This is a genomic window from Nonomuraea sp. NPDC049758 (assembly GCF_040674635.1).
GTDB lineage: Bacteria > Actinomycetota > Actinomycetes > Streptosporangiales > Streptosporangiaceae > Nonomuraea.
Genome location: NZ_JBFAMZ010000015.1, coordinates 65324 through 83740, shown reverse-complemented (window position 1 = coordinate 83740; position 18417 = coordinate 65324). Strand labels below are relative to the sequence as shown.

The following is an 18417-nucleotide window of genomic DNA, read 5'->3' as shown; positions in this document are numbered from 1 at the left end:
GTTTACAGTGTATACAGGCGGAGTGCGCCCGGAGCCCGTTCCGGCACGGCGGGCCGGCGGGGCGCCACCGGGGGCAGCCGGACGTACGGCGAGCCCGTGGCGGGCCTGGGATCGGGGTCGCCGGCGTTGGGCCACAGGGACATGGCCCGCTCGGCCTGCGCGGTGATGGTGAGCGACGGGTTGACCCCGAGGTTGGCCGACACCGCCGAGCCGTCCACGACGTGCAGCCCCTCGTGGCCGTAGACGCGGTGGTAGGCGTCGATCACGCCGGTCTCGGGCGAGTCGCCGATCACGCAGCCGCCCAGGAAGTGGGCCGTCGTCGGGATGTCGAACAGGTCGAGCCAGGTGCCGCCGGGCACCCCGCCGATCTCGGCCGCCGCGTGCCGGACGGCCTCGTGCCCGGCCGGGATCCAGGTCGGGTTGGGCTCGCCGTGGCCGCGGGCCGACCGCAGGCCCCAGCGGGTGCGCCGGATGATGATCGAGTTGTCCTTGGCCTGCATGACCAGCGCGATGACGGTCCGTTCCGACCAGCGGCGCAGGTCGAGCAGCCGCAGCGCCTCCAGGGGCCGCGCGGCGATCTCCCGGAACAGCGCCGGCCACCTCGGCCGGCCGCCGTCCACGAGCAGGGTGCGCAGCAGGCCCATGGCGTTGGAGCCGTCGCCGTAACGCACGGGCTCGATGTGGGTCTCGGCGTCGGGGTGGATGGAGGAGGTGATGGCCACGCCCTTGTTGAGCTTCTCGCCGCCGGCCGACGTGCGCTCGAAGCCGAGCAGGGCCTCGGAGTTGGTCCTGGTCAGCGTGCCGAGCCTGGGCGACAGGCCGGGCAGGTCGCCGGTGGCGCGCAGCTTGTGCAGCAGGCGCTGGGTGCCGTACGTGCCGGCCGCGAAGATCACCTGCTTGGCCGTGAACGAACGGCGGCGCAGCGCCGACCCCGTCCGGCGGGCGACGACCCGGTAGCCGCCGGAGGGCAGCGGGCGCACCGAGGTGACCGTGCACTCGGCGTAGACCCGGGCCCCCGCCTGTTCGGCGAGGTGGAGGTAGTTCTTGACCAGCGTGTTCTTGGCGCCGTGGCGGCAGCCGGTCATGCACTGCCCGCACTCGATGCAGCCGCGCCGCCGCGGCCCGGCGCCGCCGAAGTACGGGTCGACGCCGTCCTCGCCGAAGTAGACGCCGACCGGGGCCAGGTGGAAGGTGTCGCCCACGCCCATCTTCTCGGCGACCCGGCGCATGACGTCGTCGGCGCGCGTGACGGTCGGGTTCGTGACCGCGCCGAGCATGCGTCTGGCCTGGTCGTAGTGGGGGGCCAGCTCCGTCTTCCAGTCGGTGATGCCGGCCCACTGCGGGTCGCGGAAGAACGGCTCGAGCGGCTCGTAGAGGGTGTTGGCGTAGACCAGCGACCCGCCGCCCACCCCGGCTCCGGCCAGCACCATCACGCCGGTGCCGCGTTCGCCGCGCAGCACGTGGATGCGCTGGATGCCCTTCATGCCGAGCCAGGGCGCCCACAGGAAGTCGCGCAGCTTCCACGAGGTGGCCGGCAGCGCGGAGTCGTCGAACCGGCGGCCCGCCTCCAGCACGCCGACCTTGTACCCCTTCTCGCTCAGCCGCAGCGCCGAGACGCTGCCGCCGAACCCCGACCCGATGACCAGAACGTCGAACGTCACTTGATCCGCAGCTTCCGCATCGCCTTGAGGGTGCCGGCCAGGACGTCGGCCCACGTCTCGTAGGTCAGGTCGAAGGGCGGCTCGAAGCCCAGCCAGGACGCCTGCGAGGCCACGGTCTTGGACTCGGTGTAGCGCAGCAGGCCCTCCGCGCCGTGCCGGCGGCCGAGGCCCGACGCCTTCATGCCGCCCATGGGCGCGTCGTAGGAGGCGTAGGCCGAGCCGTACCCCTCGTTGATGTTGACCGTGCCGGCCTTGACGCGGGCGGCCAGGGCGCGGCCGCGGGCCGGGTCGGTGGTCCAGATGGAGGCGTTCAGGCCGTAGATGGTGTCGTTGGCCAGCTCGATCGCCTCCTCCTCGGAGTCGAAGGGGTAGAGGGCGACCACCGGCCCGAACGTCTCGTTGCGGCACAGGTCCATGTCGTCGCGCACGCCGGTGAGCACGGTCGGCTCGTAGAACAGCGGGCCGAGGTCGGGCCTGGCCCGGCCGCCGGTCAGGACGGTCGCGCCCTTGGCCACGGCGTCGTCCACGTGGGCGCTGACCGCGTCGAGCTGGCGTTGCGAGGTGAGCGAGCCCATCTGGACCGACCAGTCGTGGCCCGCGCCGAGCTTGAGGTTGCCGACCTGCCTGACCAGGCGCGCGGCGAAGTCGTCGAACACCGACGTGTGCACGTACAGCCGCTCGATGGACAGGCAGAGCTGGCCGGCGTTGGTGAAGCAGGCCCGGATCGCCCCCTGGACGGCGAGCGGCACGTCGGCGTCTTCGAGCACCACCATCGGGTTCTTGCCGCCGAGCTCCAGCGAGCAGCCGATGAGCCGCTTGGCCGCCTCCTCGGCGATCTTCCTGCCGCCCCTGGTCGAACCCGTGAACGCGACGTAGTCGGCGTCGTCGAGCAGCGCGTCGCCGATCTCGGCGGGCTCGCCCAGCACGACCTGCCAGATCTCGCGCGGCATGCCCAGCTCGGCCAGCAGGTCGATGGTCCACAAGGTGGACATGGCGGTCTGGGTGTCCGGCTTGTGCACCAGCGCGTTCCCGGCCAGCAGCGCGGGCACGGCGTCGGTGACGCCGAGCGAGAGCGGGTAGTTCCACGGGGAGATCAGCGCGACCACGCCCTTGGGCTGGCGCAGCTCGGTCACCCGGGTGGCGCCGGGGAAGATGCCCTTGCGCGTGCGCGGCGCGAGCAGCCCGGACGCCCGCCGGGCGTAGTAGAGGCTGCACCCGGCGACGTCGAGCACCTCCTCGAAGGCGTGCTTGCGAGCCTTGCCGGTCTCGTTCTGGACGATGTCGAGGATCTCGTCCCTGCGGTCGAGGATGGCGTCGTGCAGCAGCAGGAACGGTCTGGCCCGCGCCGCGGCGGGCCTGGCCGCCCACTCGGCCTGGGCGGCCCTGGCGCGCTCGTAGGCCAGTCGTACGTCGTCGGCCGTGGAAATGGGCAGCTCGGCGAGCGGCTCGCCGGTGAAGGGGGCGGTGATCTCCCGGGTCTTGCCGCTGGACGTGACGTGCATGCCCGAAGGATATTCCGCTTGGCTACCGGCGGGTAGTTTTTGCGGATTCGCGGGGTGGGGTCAGAATCCTCTTATGCCATCGTTCGCTCCGCTACGCCCGGGAGATCCGGCGAGTCTGGCCGGCATGGATCTCCTCGGCAGGCTCGGCGAGGGCGGCCAGGGCGTCGTCTACCTCGCGAAAGATCATTCCGGCGCGCACGTCGCCGTCAAATGGCTGCGCCCCGACCTGTCCGGCGACGACGTGAGCGTCGAGCGGTTCCTGCGCGAGGTCCAGGTGGCCCAGCAGGTGGCGCCGTTCTGCACCGCGGCCGTCCTCGGCACCGGCGTCGAGCTGGACCGGCCGTTCATCGTCAGCGAGTTCATCGAGGGGCCGTCGCTGCAGCGGGTGGTGCAGGAGGAGGGGCCGCGCACCGGGTCCACGCTGCACCGGCTGGCCATCGGCACCGCGACCGCGCTGGCCGCCATCCACCAGGCCGGCATCGTCCACCGCGACTTCAAGCCCGCCAACGTCATCCTGGGCGCGGACGGCCCACGGGTGATCGACTTCGGCATCGCGCGGGCGCTCAACGCGACCTCGACGATCAGCAGCATGGTCGTGGGCACGCCGTCGTACATGCCGCCCGAGCAGATCATGGGCCACACCGCCGGGCCGGCGGCCGACATGTTCTCGTGGGCCAGCGCGATGGTCTACGCGGCGTCGGGGCGGGCGCCGTTCGGCAGCGACACCATGCCCGCGGTGATCAACCGGGTCCTCAACCAGCAGCCCGACCTGGGCGTGCTCGACGGCGCGCTGCGTGACGTCGTGGCCGCGTGCCTGGCCAAGGACCCGGCGCAGCGGCCGACGGCCGAGCAGGTGATCATGCGCCTGCTCCAGCACCCGATGCCGGCCAACTCGCCCATCCTCGCCGCGGCCGCCGCCGAGGCCGTCCCCGCGGGGCCGCCCATGGCCGGGCCGGCGGCGGGGCCGATGGCGGGGCCGCCGCAGCACTCACAGGCAGCGCCACAGGGACCGCCGCACGGGCCTCCACAGGGGCCTCCGCAGGGGCCTCCGCAGGGGCCGATGACCGGGCCGGTGCCGGGGGGCCGGCAGCCGTACCCACAGCAGCAGCAGTGGCACCCGCCCGGCCCGTACGCGCAGCCCACCCACCCGGGCGTCCACCCCCGGCAGCCGGCCGGGAAGAGCAGGGCGCCGCTGGTCATCGGGGCCACGCTGGCCGTCGCCTTACTCGTGCTGGCCGGGCTCGTCGTGCTCATCACCAGCAACAGGACGACCCTGGCCGCCGACGGCGGCGTCACGACGCCCACGTCCGCCCGGCCGTCCGGGCGCAGCGTGCCGCCCGCCACGCCGTCGGTCGCTGCGTCGGTCGCGCCGGTCTCCGTCCCCGAGGAGGGGCCGCGCAAGGCGCTGCCCGGCGCCGCGATCGGCCTCTACGAGAACACCTCCGACGCGATCGTCCTGACCTCCTACGAGATCTTCGACAAGAAGAAGGACGACTGGGTCGACCACGCCAGGGACTCGCTGCGCGGGCCGTTCCGCAAGTACGCCGGCAACTGGGAGTCGAACGTCTCCCCCGGCGGCCGCTACCTGGCCACCCGCGGCCGCAAGTACACCGACGACAACTACGACTACATCATCGTCAGCGACCGCCAGACGGGCGAGCGCACCACGATCAAGACCGTCCGCGGCCCGCTGATCGCCAGCATCCGCGGCTGGTCCGAGGACGGTTCCAAGATCCTGCTCAACATCGAGCGGAAGAGCGGCGACACCTGGACCTACCCCGGCTTCGTCATCGTGGACGTCGCCACGAAGAAGGCGAAGACCGTCATGGTGGACGACTCCGCCGTCCGCAAGACCGCCTTCGGCTGGGACGGCGAGGGCACGGGCGTGATCAACATCTTCGGCCCGGAGAAGAACCGCAGCCTGCGCTTCTTCGACGCCGACGGCAAGGCCACCCGCGACCTGCGCTCGATCGGCACCCTGCCCGCCGGCACCCAGGACGTCTTCTCCCCCTCGGGCGAGTCGTTCCTGTCCACCTGCCCCAACGGCAGCGACGGCGACACCTGCGTGTGGGACGTCAAGTCGGGCGACCGCACGCACAAGTTCACCTCCGACTGCGACAAGGTGCTCGGCTGGTACGACGACACCCACCTCTACTGCTGGGAGCAGGACAACAACACCAAGGACGAGATCCAGGTCGTCGACCTCAAGGGCACCCTGCTCCGCAAGATCCTCGACGTGCCCGAGGACGTCGACTTCAGCCCGGTCTTCACCGCCAACCCGGCCAAGGGCTCCTGAACCATCCGGCCCGCGCAGCCGTCATGGAGGTCATGAAGACGCTGTTCCGTACGGCCGTGACCGCCGCGGCCCTCGCCATGGCCACGACGGCCTGCACCTCGGCGGCCACGGGCCAGGCGCCCGTGCCGAAGGTCACGCTCGACGCCGTCCGCCTGGTCGCCTACGACAGTTGCGACGACATGCTGTCGGGCCTGCGGGAGCACGCCGCGGAGAACGTCGGCCCGTGGGGGTTCGGCGGCCCGCAGATCATGTACATGGAGGACACCGCCGCCACCGCGCGGGCGAAGACCACCTCCGACACCCCCGAGCACTCCACCACGAACGTGCACGAGGCGGGCGTGGACGAGCCCGACCTGGTCAAGACCGACGGCAACCGGATCGTCACGGTCGTGGACGGCACCCTGCGGGTCATCGACACCGCGACCAAGAAGGTCACCGCCTCGCTCAAGCTCACCAAGAAGGACGAGCCGACCTTCGCCCCCGCCGACCTGCTGCTCTCCGGCGACCGCGCGCTGGTGCTGTTCCGCGGCGGCGACATCATGGTGAAGTCCTTCGCGCCGCCCGGCGAGACCCGTTACGTCGTGGTCGACCTGGCCGGGCAGCCGAAGGTGCTCAGCACGATCCGGGCGCAGGGCTCGTACGTGGACGCCAGGATGATCGGCTCCACGGTCCGGCTCGTCACCCGCAGCCAGCCCGACATCACCTTCCCCGAGCCCAAGAGCCCGGACGCCTCCGAGGCCGACCGCAAGAAGGCCAACCAGGACGTCGTCCGGCGGGCGCCGCTGTCCGCCTGGCTGCCCACGGTCGAGATCACCGGCGCGTCCGGCGCGGTCAAGAAGGACACGGTCAGGTGCGAGCGGGTCAGCCACCCCGCCGACTACACCGGCACCTCGCTGCTCACCGTCCACAGCATCGACCTGACCCAGGACGTCGCCGCGACCGGCACCGAGCCCATCAGCCTGGCCGCCGACGGCGACACCGTCTACGGCAGCGGCACGAGCCTGTACGTCGCCAGCAACCCCCGCTGGTGGTTCCCGGTGGTCACCGAGCCGATGCCGGTCGAGCCCGTGCCGACGGCCACCGACGGCGCCGCCCCGGCCGTCGAGCCCACCCCGAGCGATCCGGCCGTGACGAGCAGCGCCCCGGCCACGCCCGCCACCTCCGAGCCCGAGCCCACCCCCACGGCGCCGCCCGAGGAGACCGAGGTCCACCGGTTCGACATCAGCGCCGCCGGCGCCCCCTCGTACGTGGCCTCCGGCAAGGTCCCCGGCCGCCTGCTGAACCAGTACTCGCTGTCGGAGTACGAGGGCCACCTCCGCGTCGCCACCACCCTCAGCTCCACCGACGGCAAGAACAGCGCCAGCAGTGTGTACGTGCTCGACGCCGCCACCATGGCCAAGGCCGGCGAGGTCGGCGGCCTCGGGAAGGGCGAGCGCATCTACTCGGTCCGGTTCATCGGCCCGGTGGGCTACGTCGTGACGTTCAAGCAGGTGGACCCGCTCTACACGCTCGACCTGCGCGACCCGGCCGCCCCCAAGGTGACCGGCGAGCTGAAGATCACCGGCTACTCGGCCTACCTGCACCCCGGCGCGGACGGCCGGCTGATCGGCATCGGCCAGGAGGCCAGCGACAAGGGCAGGACGCTCGGCACGCAGGTCTCGCTGTTCGACGTCAGCGACCCGGCCGCCCCGCGCAGGCTGTCGCAGCTCTTCCAGAAGGAGTCGGGCTCCGAGGCCGAGTGGGACCCGCACGCGTTCCTGTACTGGCCGAAGACCGGCCTGTCGGTGCTCCCGCTGATGACCCCCAAGGAGTCGGGCGCGCTCGTGCTGAAGATCGACGACTCGGCAGTGAAGCGGCTCGGCATGATCAAGCACCCCACCCACCAGGACAAGGACTACACCTACCAGCCCGGCATCCAGCGTTCGATCGTCATCGGCGACGCCCTCTGGACGCTGTCCTGGGACGGCCTCCAGGTCAACGACGCCACGACGCTGGCCCGTCAGGCCTGGATCCCGCTGCGCTGACCCCCGTGCGGGCGGGTGACCGGTCCGCCGGAACGGTCACCCGCGCTCCGGCGCGACCACGGGCACGATCTCGGGGGCGCCCAGCCGGATGGCGTCGGCCTCCTGGTCGGAGTCCTGCTCCTGGGAGCGCCGCTCGGCCTCGACGCGCTTGGTGTAGTACTCCACCTCGCGCTTCACCTGCTCGGCGTCCCAGCCGAGCGGCCCGGCCAGCAGCTCGGCGGCCTCCTGCGCCACGGCCAGGCCGCGGTGGAAGGTCTCGATGGAGATGTGCGTGCGCCTGGTCAGCACGTCGTTGAGGTGCCTGGCGCCCTCGTGGGTGGCGGCGTAGACGATCTCGGCCCGCAGGTAGTCGTCGGCCCCGGCCAGCGGCCGGCCCAGCGACGGATCGTCCTCGATCAGCTGCAGCACCTCGTCGATGAGCGAGCCGTAGCGCTGGAGCAGGTGCTCGATCCGGGCGACATGCAGGCCCGAGGTGTGGGCGAGGCGGTAGCGGGAGTTCCACAGCGCCTGGTAGCCCTCGGCCCCGGCCAGCGGGATGCGGTCGGTGCACGAGCGCGGCACCCGCTGGTCGAGCCCGTGCGCCACCGCGTCCACCGCGTCGCGGGCCATGACCCGGTACGTCGTGTACTTCCCGCCGGCGATCATCACCAGCCCCGGCACCGGATGCGCCACGACGTGCTCGCGCGACAACTTCGACGTCTCGTCGGACTCCCCCGACAGCAGCGGACGCAGCCCGGCGTAGACGCCCTCGACGTCGTCGCGGGTCAGCGGCACCGACAACACGGCGTTGACGTGGTCGAGCAGGTAGTCGATGTCGGCGCGGGAGGCCGCCGGATGGCCCTTGTCGAGCGTCCACTCGGTGTCGGTGGTGCCGATGATCCAGTGGCGGCCCCACGGGATCACGAACAGCACCGACTTCTCCGTGCGCAGGATGATGCCGGTGCGGGAGTGGATGCGGTCGCGCGGCACCAGCAGGTGGATGCCCTTGGAGGCCCGTACGTGGATCTGGCCGCGCCCGCCGACCAGCTCCTGGATGTCGTCGGTCCACACGCCCGTGGCGTTGACGACCTGCTGGGCGCGTACGTCGAACTCGGCGCCGGTCTCCAGGTCGCGCGCCCGCACGCCGGTGACCCGCTCGCCCTCCCGCAGGAACCCGACCACCTGGGCGCGTGGTGCGATCCGGGCGCCGTACGTGGCGGCGGTGCGCAGCATGGTCATCACGTAGCGGGCGTCGTCGACCTGGGCGTCCCAGTACTGGACGGCGCCGGTGAGTGCGCTCTTCTTCAGCGCCGGGGCCAGCCGCAGCGCCCGTGACCTGGACAGATGCCGATGGCCCGGCACCCCGCGGGTGACCCCGGAGGCGAAGCCGAGCGTGTCGTAGAGCGCCACGCCGGCGCCCACGTAGCCGCGTTCCCAGCCGAAATGGGTCATCGGGAACAGGAACGGCACCGGCCGGACGAGGTGCGGCGCCAGGCGCTGGAGCAGCAGCGCCCGCTCCTGCAACGCCTCGCGCACCAGGTCGAAGTTGAGCTGCTCCAGGTAGCGCAGGCCACCGTGGATGAGCTTGGACGAGCGCGACGAGGTGCCGGAGGCGAAGTCGCGGGCCTCCAGCAGGGCCACGTCGAGGCCCCGGGTGGCGGCGTCGAGCGCGGTGCCCGCCCCCACCACGCCGCCGCCGACCACGACCACGTCGAACTCCTGGGCGGACATCTCCGCCAGCGCCGCCGCGCGCTCGGTGGGCCCGAGCCGGGCCACGCTCCTACCCGCCGTCATCGTCTCCCCTTGCGTCGACTGCGGTCAGTACCTACCCGTTCGCCCGGTTCCATGTAACGCAAGGGACGGCTCAGGCGCGTACGACCTTGACGCCCGCGTCGGTGAGCCGGCCGGTGAGCTCGTCGGAGAGCCGCTCGTCGGTGACCAGCGTGTCGATCTGCTCGATCGGGCAGATGCGGGAGAAGGCCCGCCGGCCCACCTTGGAGGAGTCGGCCACCACCACGACCTGGGCGGCCCGGCTGATCAGCAGGTTGTTCACGCTGGCCTCGCCCTCGTGGTGGGCCGAGGCGCCCAGCTCGACGTCGATCGCGTCGACGCCGAGGAAGGCCACGTCGAGGGTGACCTGTTCGAGCACGCCCGAGGCCAGCGGCCCGATCAGCTCGTACGACTGCTGCCTGGCCACCCCGCCGGTGACCACGATCTTGACGTGCTGCCGCACGGTCAGCTCGGCGGCGATGTTCAGGGCGTTGGTGACGATCGTGAACCCGCTCTCCAGCGTGGACAGCGTGGCGAGGGTGCGGGCCAGCTCTGAGGTGGTGGTGCCGCCGTTGAGCCCGACCACGGCGCCCGCGCTCACCAGGTCGGCCGCCGCGGCCGCTATGCGGTGTTTCTCGTCGGCGTGCCTGGCCGTCTTGTAGCGCAGCGGCAGGTCGTAACTGACGCTCTGGGCGACGGCTCCGCCGCGCGTGCGCATGAGCATCTGCTGCTGGGCGAGCTGGTCGAAGTCACGCCGGATCGTGGCGGTCGAGACGTCGAGCGCCTGGGCGGCCTCCTCCACCGACAGCCTGCCCTCCTGGGCGAGCAGCTCCAGGATGGCGTTCCAGCGATCGTAGCGGGACACGAAGCCTCCAATGAGATCCGGACGGGATCAAGCGTGGCACAGGCGGGGAGGTGAGGGCGACCACTGCACAAAACTGCGCTTTTACTGTATAAAAAAGGCAGAAACAAACACCAACGGGGAGGAACGCGGTGACCACCCATACCGAAGCCGAGATCGAGTCCCAGCCGTCCTGCTGGCGCCGCGCGGTGGCCGACGTGCCCGCGGGCGCGCTGCCCGAGCCCGGCGAGCGGGTGGCCGTCGTCGGCTGCGGCACGTCCTGGTTCATCGCGATGGCCTACGCCACGCTGCGCGAGCGGGCCGGCCTGGGCGAGACGGACGCGTTCGCCGCGTCCGAGGCGCCGGTCGGCCGCTCCTACGACAGGGTGCTCGCGCTGACCCGGTCCGGCACCACGACCGAGGTGCTGGAGCTGCTGTCCCGGACGAGCGCCCGCACGACGGCCATCACCGCCGACCCGAAGACGCCGGTCATGACGGCCGCCGACGAGATCATCGTGCTCGACTACGCCGACGAGAGCTCCGTCGTGCAGACCCGCTTCGCCACCACCCAGCTCGCCATGCTCCGCGCCAGCCTCGGCGAGGACCTGACCGGCGCGATCGCCGACGCCGAGCGGGCCCTGGCCGAGCCGCTGCCCGCCGAGCTCGTCGAGGCCGAGCAGTTCAGCTTCCTTGGCAGCGGCTGGTCGGTCGGCCTGGCCCAGGAGGCCGCGCTCAAGATGCGCGAGGCGTCCCGGTCGTGGACGGAGGCGTACCCGGCGATGGAGTACCGGCACGGCCCGATCAGCATCGCGGGCCCCGGCCGCGTCACGTGGATGCTCGGCACCGCCCCCGAGGGCCTGCGCGAGCAGGTCGAGGCGACCGGCGGCACGTTCTTCGAGAGCGGCCTCGACCCCATGGCCGAGCTGGTGCGCGCCCAGCGGGTGGCCGTCGCGCGGGCCTTCGCCCGTGGGCTGAACCCCGACGAGCCCATGCACCTCACGCGATCTGTGATCCTTTCTTCATGAGCCTCACTCTCGCCGACGCCCGGATCGTGACCCCCGAAGGGGTGCACGAAGGGTGGCTGACCATCGAAGACGGCCGCATCACGCATGTCGGCCACGGATCGGCCCCCAGCCCCGGCCTGAGCCTCGGGGGGCGGCACGTCGTCCCCGGGTTCGTCGACATCCACAACCACGGCGGCGCGGGCGGGTCCTTCCCGACCGGCGACCAGGACAAGGCCCGCGACGCCGTGGCCCTGCACCGGCGGCACGGCACGACCACGATGATGGCCAGCCTGGTCACCGACGCGCTCGACGAGCTGTCCAGGGCCGCCTCCTCGCTGGCCGAGCTGTGCGAGGAGGGGCTGCTGGCGGGCATCCACTTCGAGGGGCCGTACATCGCCAAGGCCCGCTGCGGCGCGCACAACCCGGCCCTGCTGCGCGAGCCGTCGCCGCAGGAGCTGTCGGCGCTGGTCAAGGCCGCGCGCGGGCACGCGCGCATGGTCACCGTCGCCGCCGAGCTGCCCGGCGGCCTCGACACGATCCGCACGGCCGTCGGCGAGGGCCTGATCGCGGCGCTCGGCCACAGCGACGCCGACTACGACCAGGCGATCGCCGCCATCGAGGCGGGCGCCACCGTCGCCACCCACCTCTACAACGCGATGCCGCAGCTCGGCCACCGCGCGCCCGGCCCGATCGCCGCCCTGCTGGAGGACGAGCGCGTCACGGTCGAGCTGGTCAACGACGGCGTCCACGTGCACGCGGCGATGTTGCGCCTGGCCTACGAGGTGGCCGGTCCCGGCCGGACGGTGCTGATCACCGACGCGATGGCCGCCACGGGCCTCGGCGACGGCGACTACGTGCTCGGCCCCATGCGGGTGCGCGTGACCGACGGCGTGGCCAGGCTGGTCGAGGGCGGCTCGATCGCGGGCTCCACCCTCACCATGGACGCCGCCTTCCGCCGCGGGGTGCGCGAGCTGGGCATGTCGCTGCCGGACGCGGTCCAGGTGGCCTCGCTGACCCCCGCCAGGGTGCTCGGCCTGGCCGAGGAGATCGGTTCGATCGCCGTCGGCAAGGCGGCCGACCTGGTGGTGCTCTCCGGCGAGCTGGAGGTCGACGGCGTGATGAAGAACGGCGACTGGATCTCGGAGCCCTGATGATCATCACCGTGACGCTCAACGCCGCGCTCGACGTGACCTACGAGGTCCCGTCCGTCGCCTGGGACGGCGTCAACCGGGTCGGCGCCGTCCACCGGCGGGCCGGCGGCAAGGGCGTCAACGTGGCCCGCGTGCTGGCCGCACTCGGCCAGGAGGTCCTGGTCACGGGGCTGGCGGGCGGGCCCACGGGCCGCGCGATCGAGCACGACCTGCAAGCCGCGGGGCTGCCCGCCGCGCTGACCGGCATCGCCGCCGAGTCCCGCACCACGCTGGTGGTCTCCGAGCCGGGCGGGGCCACGCTCTTCAACGAGCCCGGCCCCGAGGTGACCGCGGCCGAGCTGGCCGCGTTCGTGGAGCATTACAGGTCGCTGCTGGCCGAGGCCGACGCGGTGGTGGTCTCCGGCAGCCTGCCGCGCGGCGTCCCCGCCGACTTCTACGCGACGCTGGCCGCCGCCGCCGCCCGCGCGGGCGTGCCGGCCATCGTCGACGCCGACGGCGACCCGCTGCGGCACGCGCCGCAGGGCCGTCCGGCCGTCGTCAAGCCCAACGCCGAGGAGCTGGCCAGGGCGGTTCCCGGCGGCACCCCCGAAGAGGGCGCCCAGGCGCTGCGCGAGCGGGGGGCCGAGGCCGTGGTCGTCTCCATGGGCGCCGACGGGCTGCTCGCCGTGACGGGCGAGGGCACCTTCCGGGCGCGGATGCCCTACACCGTGCGGGGAAACCCGACCGGGGCCGGCGACTCGCTGGTCGCGGGGCTCGCGCTGGGCCTGGTCGAGGGCTCCCCGTGGCCCGACCGGCTGCGGCGGGCCGCGGCGCTGGGCGCGGCCGCCGTGGCCGCGCCGGTCGCCGGCGACTTCGACGGCGAGGTCTACGCCGACATACACCCCCAGATCATCATCACGTAAGGAGCTCGTCATGGCCCTCGCCGGAATCGGCGACATCGTCCGGCAGTCCCCCGCAGGGGTGGGCGCGTTCAACGTGATCCAGTTGGAGCACGCCACCGCGATCGTGGCCGGCGCCGAGGCGCTCGGCCTGCCGGTCGTGCTGCAGATCAGCGAGAACTGCGTGCGCTACCACGGCGCGCTCGAACCCGTCGCGCTGGCCGCGCTGGCCGTCGCGCGCCGCGCGGAGGTGCCGGTCGCGGTCCACCTCGACCACGCCACCGACCGCGCGCTGGTGGAGGAGGCGGTGACGCTGGGCCTCGGCTCGGTGATGTACGACGCCTCCGCCCTGCCCGACGAGGAGAACGTGGCGGCCACGGCCGAGGTGGCGGCCTGGTGCCACGAGCGCGGCGTCTGGGTGGAGGCCGAGCTCGGCGAGGTCGGCGGCAAGGACGGCGTGCACGCCCCCGGCGCCCGCACCAAGCCCCACGAGGCGGTCGACTACGTCGCCAGGACCGGCGTCGACGCGCTCGCCGTGGCCGTCGGCACCTCGCACGCCATGACCACCAAGGACGCCGTGCTCGACCTGGAGCTCATCGCCGAGCTGCGGGCGGCAGTGCCGGTGCCGCTGGTGCTGCACGGCTCGTCCGGCGTGCCCGACGACGTGCTGCGCGAGGCGGTGGCCAACGGCATGAAGAAGATCAACATCGCCACCCACCTGAACAAGGCGTTCACCCGGGCCGTCCGCGACTACCTGGCCCACGACGAGCGGGTGGTCGACTCCCGCAAATACCTCAACGCGGGCCGCGACGCCGTGGCCCGCGAGGTGAGTCACCTGCTGGGCGTGCTCACCGGCTGAGCTCCTTGCGCATCACCACGGCCGACCGGCCGTCGAGGTCGGCCGGGCCGATCTCGGCGTAGCCGAGCGAGGTGTACAGCGCGATGTTCGAGGCCATCTTGACGTTGGTGTAGAGGCGCAGGGCGGGCAGGCCGAGCCGGGCGGCCTCCCGCTCGGCGTAGGCCAGCAGGCCCCGGCCGATGCCCCTGCCGTGCAGGTCGGGCCGCACCGCCACGTTGTCCACCAGCAGCGCGCCCTCCTCCGGGATGAGCACGACCAGCCCTTCGAGGCCGTCGGTGACGTGCACCCGGCCCGCGGCGATGAGGGCCGCGTAGTCGGCCTCCATGGGCAGCGGCCGGGTGCCGATGATCTCGGCCCATGGCTGGTAGGCGTCATGGACGAGTTGCTCGACGGCGGCCCTGTCGGCCTCCTGCGCCAGTCTCATGCCCCCAATGATCGCAGCACCCTGTCGACCTGACGATCGAAGGTGCCGGGCGGATTGCGCGGGCTGTCGTGCGAGAGCAGGAACAGCCAGACCAGGCTCTGCAGCCTGCGGCAGTCGCGCAGCCGGCGCGCCTGCGGGCCGCTCAGCTCGAACCGGTCGGCGATCTCCACCTCGCCGTCCACCCACATCGAGACGTGCTCGGACAGCTCGGCCAGCTCGAAGGCCAGGTCGCTGCGCCCGGAGTCCTCGAAGTCGACGATGCGCACGCGCGTGCCGTCCCACAGGAAGTTCGCCAGGTTGCCGTCGCCCGCCCCGAACGCCGGCCGTACGCCCGACTCCCCCGGACGCCAGCCCGCCAGCCAGCGCAGGCCCTCCTCGGCCGCGCGGTCGGCCTCCGGACCGCGGGGCCGCCAGGCGGCCAGCCATTCCATGACCTGGCCGCTGACCGCCTCGACCTGCCACGGGCGTACCGGGACGGCCGCCAGCACGCCGGGCGGGACTGCCTCGTACAGCTGCGTGAGCGCCTCGGCCATGGCGGTCAGCGGCGCCTCCCCGGCGGCCAGGCCGCGCAGGGGCACGCCGTCGATCCGGGTCATGCGGACGACGCCGTCCTCGAAGGCGATCGGCCGCGGGGACAGGCCCGGGGCGTGCTCGGCCAGCAGGGTGAGCGCCCGCCACTCGCGCTCGGCCGCGCCCTCCTTGCCGTCGACGTAGCGCTTGGTGACGATGTCGCCGTCGATGTCGAGGACGTGGGTGTGCACGAGATCGGCCATGCTACGGCAGGATACGGCCGCCTGCCCTACAAGCCCGTCACCACGGGATGGATCGGCCGTCGCGGAAGAAGCCGCCGGTCGGCCCGTCGCCGGGCAGGTCCGCCGCCCACAACACGCTCCGCGCGCCCTCGGCGACCGGCCGCCCGCCGGGGCCGCCCATGTCGGTCGCCACCCACCCCGGGCAGACGGCGTTGACCAGGATGCCGTCCCCGCGCAGCTCGGCCGCGAGCATCCTGGTCAGCGCGTTCAGCGCCGTCTTCGACACCGTGTACGCGGGCGTGCCGCCGCCCATCGAGGCCAGCGAGCCGATCTCGCTGGAGACGTTGACGATCCGGCCGTGCGCGCTGCCGCGCAACAGCGGCAGCAGCGCGAGCGTGACCCGCCAGGCGCCCAGCAGGTTCGTCTCCAGCGCCTCCGACACCACGCCCAGGTCCGCGTCGCAGGCCCGCTGCCAGGTGTCGTAGTGGATGGCGGCGTTGTTGACCAGCACGTCGACCCGCCCATGGGTCTTCTCCAGCTCCCCCGCCAGCTCCGCCGCCGACCGCTCGTCGGCGACGTCGAGCCGCCGCGCCAGCACCTGGCCGCCGATCCCGGCCGCCGCCTCGACGGCCTTGCGCTCGTCCCTGGCGGTCAGCACCACCGTGTCGCCCGCCGCCGCGAGCTGCCTGGCCACCTCCAGCCCGATCCCCCGGTTGGCCCCCGTGACCACGCACACCCGGTCCATCTCACGTCCCCCTCAACGTCGCGCGCCTGCGCCGCAGGAACTCCCGCTCGACCTCGTTGCCCGCACGGGCGATGGCCTCGCCGTACGCCCGCGCCGCCTCCTCGTCGCGTCCCAGCCGCCGCAGCAGGTCGGCCCGTACGGCGTGGAACAGGTAATAGCCTGTCACCTCCAGCCCCTCCACCAGCGCCAGCCCCGCCTCGGGGCCCTCCGCCTCGGCCACCGCCACCGCGCGGTGCAACGCCGCGACCGGCCCCGGCGTGAACGCCAGCAGCAGGTCGTAGAGCTGGACGATCTGCCGCCAGTCGGTCTCCCCCGCGCTCGCCGCGTCGCCGTGCACGGCGTTGATGGCGGCCTGCACCTGGTAGGGCCCCGGCCGCCCCCACCGCAGGCAGCGCCGGACGATCGCCTGCCCCTCCTCGACCAGCGCGCGGTCCCACAGGGCGCGGTCCTGCTCGGGCAGCGGCACCAGCTCGCCGCCGCCCGCGGTGCGCGCCGCCCGGCGCGCCTGGACCAGCAGCATCAGCGCCAGCAGGCCCCACACCTCGGGCTCGTCCGGCATCAGCTCGGCGAGCAGGCGGCCGAGCCGGACGGCCTCCGCGCACAGGTCCTCGCGCACCAGCCGCTCGCCCGAACTGGCCGTGTACCCCTCGTTGAAGATCAGGTAGATCACCGCCAGCACCGCGCGCAGCCGGTCCGGCAGGTCCGCCGCCGCCGGCACCCGGTACGGGATCCCCGCCTGCCGGATCCTGCTCTTGGCCCTGACCAGCCGCTGGGCCATGGTCGCCTCGGGCACCAGGAACGCGTGCGCGATCTCGGCCGTGGTCAGCCCGCCGAGCAGCCGCAACGTGAGCGCCACCCGCGCGTGCGGGGCGAGCGCCGGATGGCAGCAGGTGAAGATCAGTCGCAGCCGCTCGTCCCGTACGGGCCCCTCCTCGACGGGCTCGTCCCTGGCGTGCAGCAGCGCCGCCTGCACGTACTTGTCGTGGCGGCCCGACTCCCTGCGCAGCCGGTCGACGGCCCGGTTCCTGGCGGTCGTGATGATCCAGCCGGCCGGGCTCGGCGGCGGGCCGGCTTGCGGCCACTGCCGCAGCGCGATCGCGAACGCCTCCTGCACGGCCTCCTCGGCGACGTCGATGTCACCGAACACGCGGACGAGCACCGCCACCGCCCGGCCGTACTCCTCCCGGAAGGCCTGTTCGACCTGATCGGACATCCTGCAACCACCTCGCCGACACGCGCGTCACCTTGCACGTTCTACACGAACGGCGTTGTCCCGATTCGACACGGCGAGCCGGTGAGGCCCCCGGAAAGCAGTCGGCTCCGGCGGGCCGGTGAGGACCCGGAAAGCAGCGGCTCCCGGAGGTCGCAACCCCCGGGAGCCGTCGTAGACGTCGGTCAGCCGCCGGTCAGCGCTGGATCGGCGCGACCACGACCTCGACCCGCTGGAACTCCTTGATGTCGGAGTAACCGGTGGAGGCCATCGTGCGCTTGAGCGCGCCCATCAGGTTCATCGAGCCGTCGGCCACGCTGGAGGGGCCGTGCAGGATCTGCTCCAGCGTCCCGACCGTGCCGAACTCCACGCGACGGCCGCGCGGCAGGTCGGGGTGGTGGGCCTCGGAGCCCCAGTGGAAGCCGTGGCCGGGGGCCTCGGACGCCCTGGCCAGCGGCGAGCCCACCATGACGGCGTCGGCCCCGCACGCGATGGCCTTGGCGATGTCGCCCGAGGTGCCCATGCCGCCGTCGGCGATCACGTGCACGTACCGGCCGCCGGACTCGTCCATGTAGTCGCGGCGCGCCGCGGCCACGTCGGAGATCGCGGTGGCCATCGGCACGGCCACGCCCAGCACGTTGCGGGTGGTGTGCGAGGCGCCGCCGCCGAAGCCGACCAGCACGCCCGCCGCGCCCGTGCGCATCAGGTGCAGCGCCGCGGTGTAGGTGGCGCAGCCGCCGACGATGACCGGCACGTCGAGCTCGTAGATGAACTGCTTGAGGTTGAGCGGCTCGGCGCGGCCCGAGACGTGCTCGGCCGAGACGGTGGTGCCGCGGATGACGAAGATGTCCACGCCGGCGTCGATCACGGCCTTGTGGTACTGGACCGTGCGCTGCGGCGACAGCCGGACGGCCGTCGTCACCCCGGACGCCCGGATCTCCTCGATCCGGCGCCCGATCAGCTCCTCCTTGATCGGCGCGTCGTAGATCTCCTGGAGCCGCCGGGTCGCGGCCGCGGCGTCGAGGGCGGCGCACTCCTCCAGCAGCGGGGACGGGTCTTCGTAGCGCGTCCAGAGCCCTTCGAGGTCGAGGGGGGCCAGGCCGCCGAGCCGGCCGATCTCGATCGCGGTGGCGGGCGAGACCACGCTGTCCATGGGGGCGACGACGACGGGCAGCTCGAACCGGTAGGCGTCGATCTGCCAGGCGATCGACACCTCTTCCGGGTCACGGGTGCGTCGCGAGGGCACGAGCCCGATCTCGTCGAGCGCGTACGCCCTCCGCCCGGTCTTGCCCCGGCCGATCTCCACCTGCTGAGTCATGAA

Annotated in this window: 15 protein-coding genes; 6 read left to right on the top strand and 9 right to left on the bottom strand. The window is 72.8% G+C overall.

The features are described from left to right. Nucleotides 1-2 precede the first annotated feature (2 nt). Together AB0J46_RS33780 and AB0J46_RS33775 are read right to left on the bottom strand one after the other, a co-directional pair. Complete coding sequence (locus AB0J46_RS33780; protein ID WP_364338168.1) at nucleotides 3-1661, bottom strand: GMC family oxidoreductase; 1659 nt, start codon at nucleotides 1659-1661, stop codon at nucleotides 3-5. Further along, the gene (locus AB0J46_RS33775; RefSeq protein WP_352318716.1) at nucleotides 1658-3163 is read right to left on the bottom strand and encodes a succinic semialdehyde dehydrogenase; all 1506 of its coding nucleotides are present in this window, start codon (nucleotides 3161-3163) and stop codon (nucleotides 1658-1660) included. The genes AB0J46_RS33780 and AB0J46_RS33775 overlap by 4 nt, the downstream gene beginning before the upstream one ends. 124 nt (nucleotides 3164-3287) lie before the next feature. On the opposite strand from AB0J46_RS33775, the gene AB0J46_RS33770 reads away from it, so the two are divergent. Together AB0J46_RS33770 and AB0J46_RS33765 are read left to right on the top strand one after the other, a co-directional pair. After that, the gene (locus AB0J46_RS33770) at nucleotides 3288-5459 is read left to right on the top strand and encodes a protein kinase (protein WP_364338167.1); all 2172 of its coding nucleotides are present in this window, start codon (nucleotides 3288-3290) and stop codon (nucleotides 5457-5459) included. 32 nt (nucleotides 5460-5491) lie between these two features. Further along, nucleotides 5492-7483, top strand: coding sequence for a beta-propeller domain-containing protein (locus AB0J46_RS33765; RefSeq protein WP_364338166.1), 1992 nt, complete (start codon nucleotides 5492-5494; stop codon nucleotides 7481-7483). A gap of 36 nt (nucleotides 7484-7519) precedes the next feature. Here the strand turns inward: AB0J46_RS33765 and AB0J46_RS33760 are convergent, their stop codons facing one another. Together AB0J46_RS33760 and AB0J46_RS33755 are read right to left on the bottom strand one after the other, a co-directional pair. After that, nucleotides 7520-9256, bottom strand: a complete 1737-nt coding sequence (locus AB0J46_RS33760) for a glycerol-3-phosphate dehydrogenase/oxidase (protein WP_352362815.1) — start codon at nucleotides 9254-9256, stop codon at nucleotides 7520-7522. Between the two features lie 70 nt (nucleotides 9257-9326). Continuing rightward, entirely contained in the window at nucleotides 9327-10097 is a 771-nt protein-coding gene (locus tag AB0J46_RS33755) for a DeoR/GlpR family DNA-binding transcription regulator (protein ID WP_358282199.1), read from the bottom strand. Nucleotides 10098-10225: 128 nt separating this feature from the next. On the opposite strand from AB0J46_RS33755, the gene AB0J46_RS33750 reads away from it, so the two are divergent. The 4 genes from AB0J46_RS33750 to AB0J46_RS33735 are packed head-to-tail and all read left to right on the top strand — an operon-like array spanning nucleotide 10226 to nucleotide 13965. Then, nucleotides 10226-11098, top strand: a complete 873-nt coding sequence (locus AB0J46_RS33750) for a sugar isomerase (RefSeq protein WP_364338165.1) — start codon at nucleotides 10226-10228, stop codon at nucleotides 11096-11098. Then, nucleotides 11095-12228, top strand: a complete 1134-nt coding sequence (gene nagA, locus AB0J46_RS33745; protein ID WP_364338164.1) for an N-acetylglucosamine-6-phosphate deacetylase — start codon at nucleotides 11095-11097, stop codon at nucleotides 12226-12228. Before AB0J46_RS33750 ends, nagA begins: the two co-directional genes overlap by 4 nt. Further along, entirely contained in the window at nucleotides 12228-13130 is a 903-nt protein-coding gene (locus AB0J46_RS33740; protein ID WP_364338162.1) for a 1-phosphofructokinase family hexose kinase, read from the top strand. The genes nagA and AB0J46_RS33740 overlap by 1 nt, the downstream gene beginning before the upstream one ends. Nucleotides 13131-13140: 10 nt before the next feature. Continuing rightward, a complete protein-coding gene (locus tag AB0J46_RS33735; protein ID WP_358282192.1) occupies nucleotides 13141-13965 on the top strand; it encodes a class II fructose-bisphosphate aldolase in 825 nt (274 codons plus the stop codon). Here the strand turns inward: AB0J46_RS33735 and AB0J46_RS33730 are convergent. The 5 genes from AB0J46_RS33730 to AB0J46_RS33710 all read right to left on the bottom strand — a co-directional run bounded on the left by AB0J46_RS33730 (nucleotide 13955) and on the right by AB0J46_RS33710 (nucleotide 18414). Next, nucleotides 13955-14389 carry a GNAT family N-acetyltransferase gene (locus tag AB0J46_RS33730; RefSeq protein ID WP_364338161.1) on the bottom strand — a complete coding sequence of 145 codons (435 nt, stop codon included), beginning with the start codon at nucleotides 14387-14389 and terminating at the stop codon, nucleotides 13955-13957. The two genes, AB0J46_RS33735 and AB0J46_RS33730, sit on opposite strands and share 11 nt — an antisense overlap. Beyond that, nucleotides 14386-15162, bottom strand: a complete 777-nt coding sequence (locus AB0J46_RS33725; protein WP_364338160.1) for an aminoglycoside phosphotransferase family protein — start codon at nucleotides 15160-15162, stop codon at nucleotides 14386-14388. Before AB0J46_RS33725 ends, AB0J46_RS33730 begins: the two co-directional genes overlap by 4 nt. A gap of 37 nt (nucleotides 15163-15199) precedes the next feature. Further along, nucleotides 15200-15886: an SDR family oxidoreductase gene (locus tag AB0J46_RS33720; RefSeq protein WP_364338159.1), complete on the bottom strand. Its 687-nt coding sequence runs from the start codon at nucleotides 15884-15886 to the stop codon at nucleotides 15200-15202. 1 nt (nucleotide 15887) lies between these two features. Continuing rightward, entirely contained in the window at nucleotides 15888-17099 is a 1212-nt protein-coding gene (locus AB0J46_RS33715; protein ID WP_364338158.1) for an RNA polymerase sigma factor, read from the bottom strand. A gap of 193 nt (nucleotides 17100-17292) precedes the next feature. After that, nucleotides 17293-18414: a GuaB3 family IMP dehydrogenase-related protein gene (locus tag AB0J46_RS33710; RefSeq protein ID WP_352362831.1), complete on the bottom strand. Its 1122-nt coding sequence runs from the start codon at nucleotides 18412-18414 to the stop codon at nucleotides 17293-17295. Nucleotides 18415-18417: the final 3 nt, after the last annotated feature.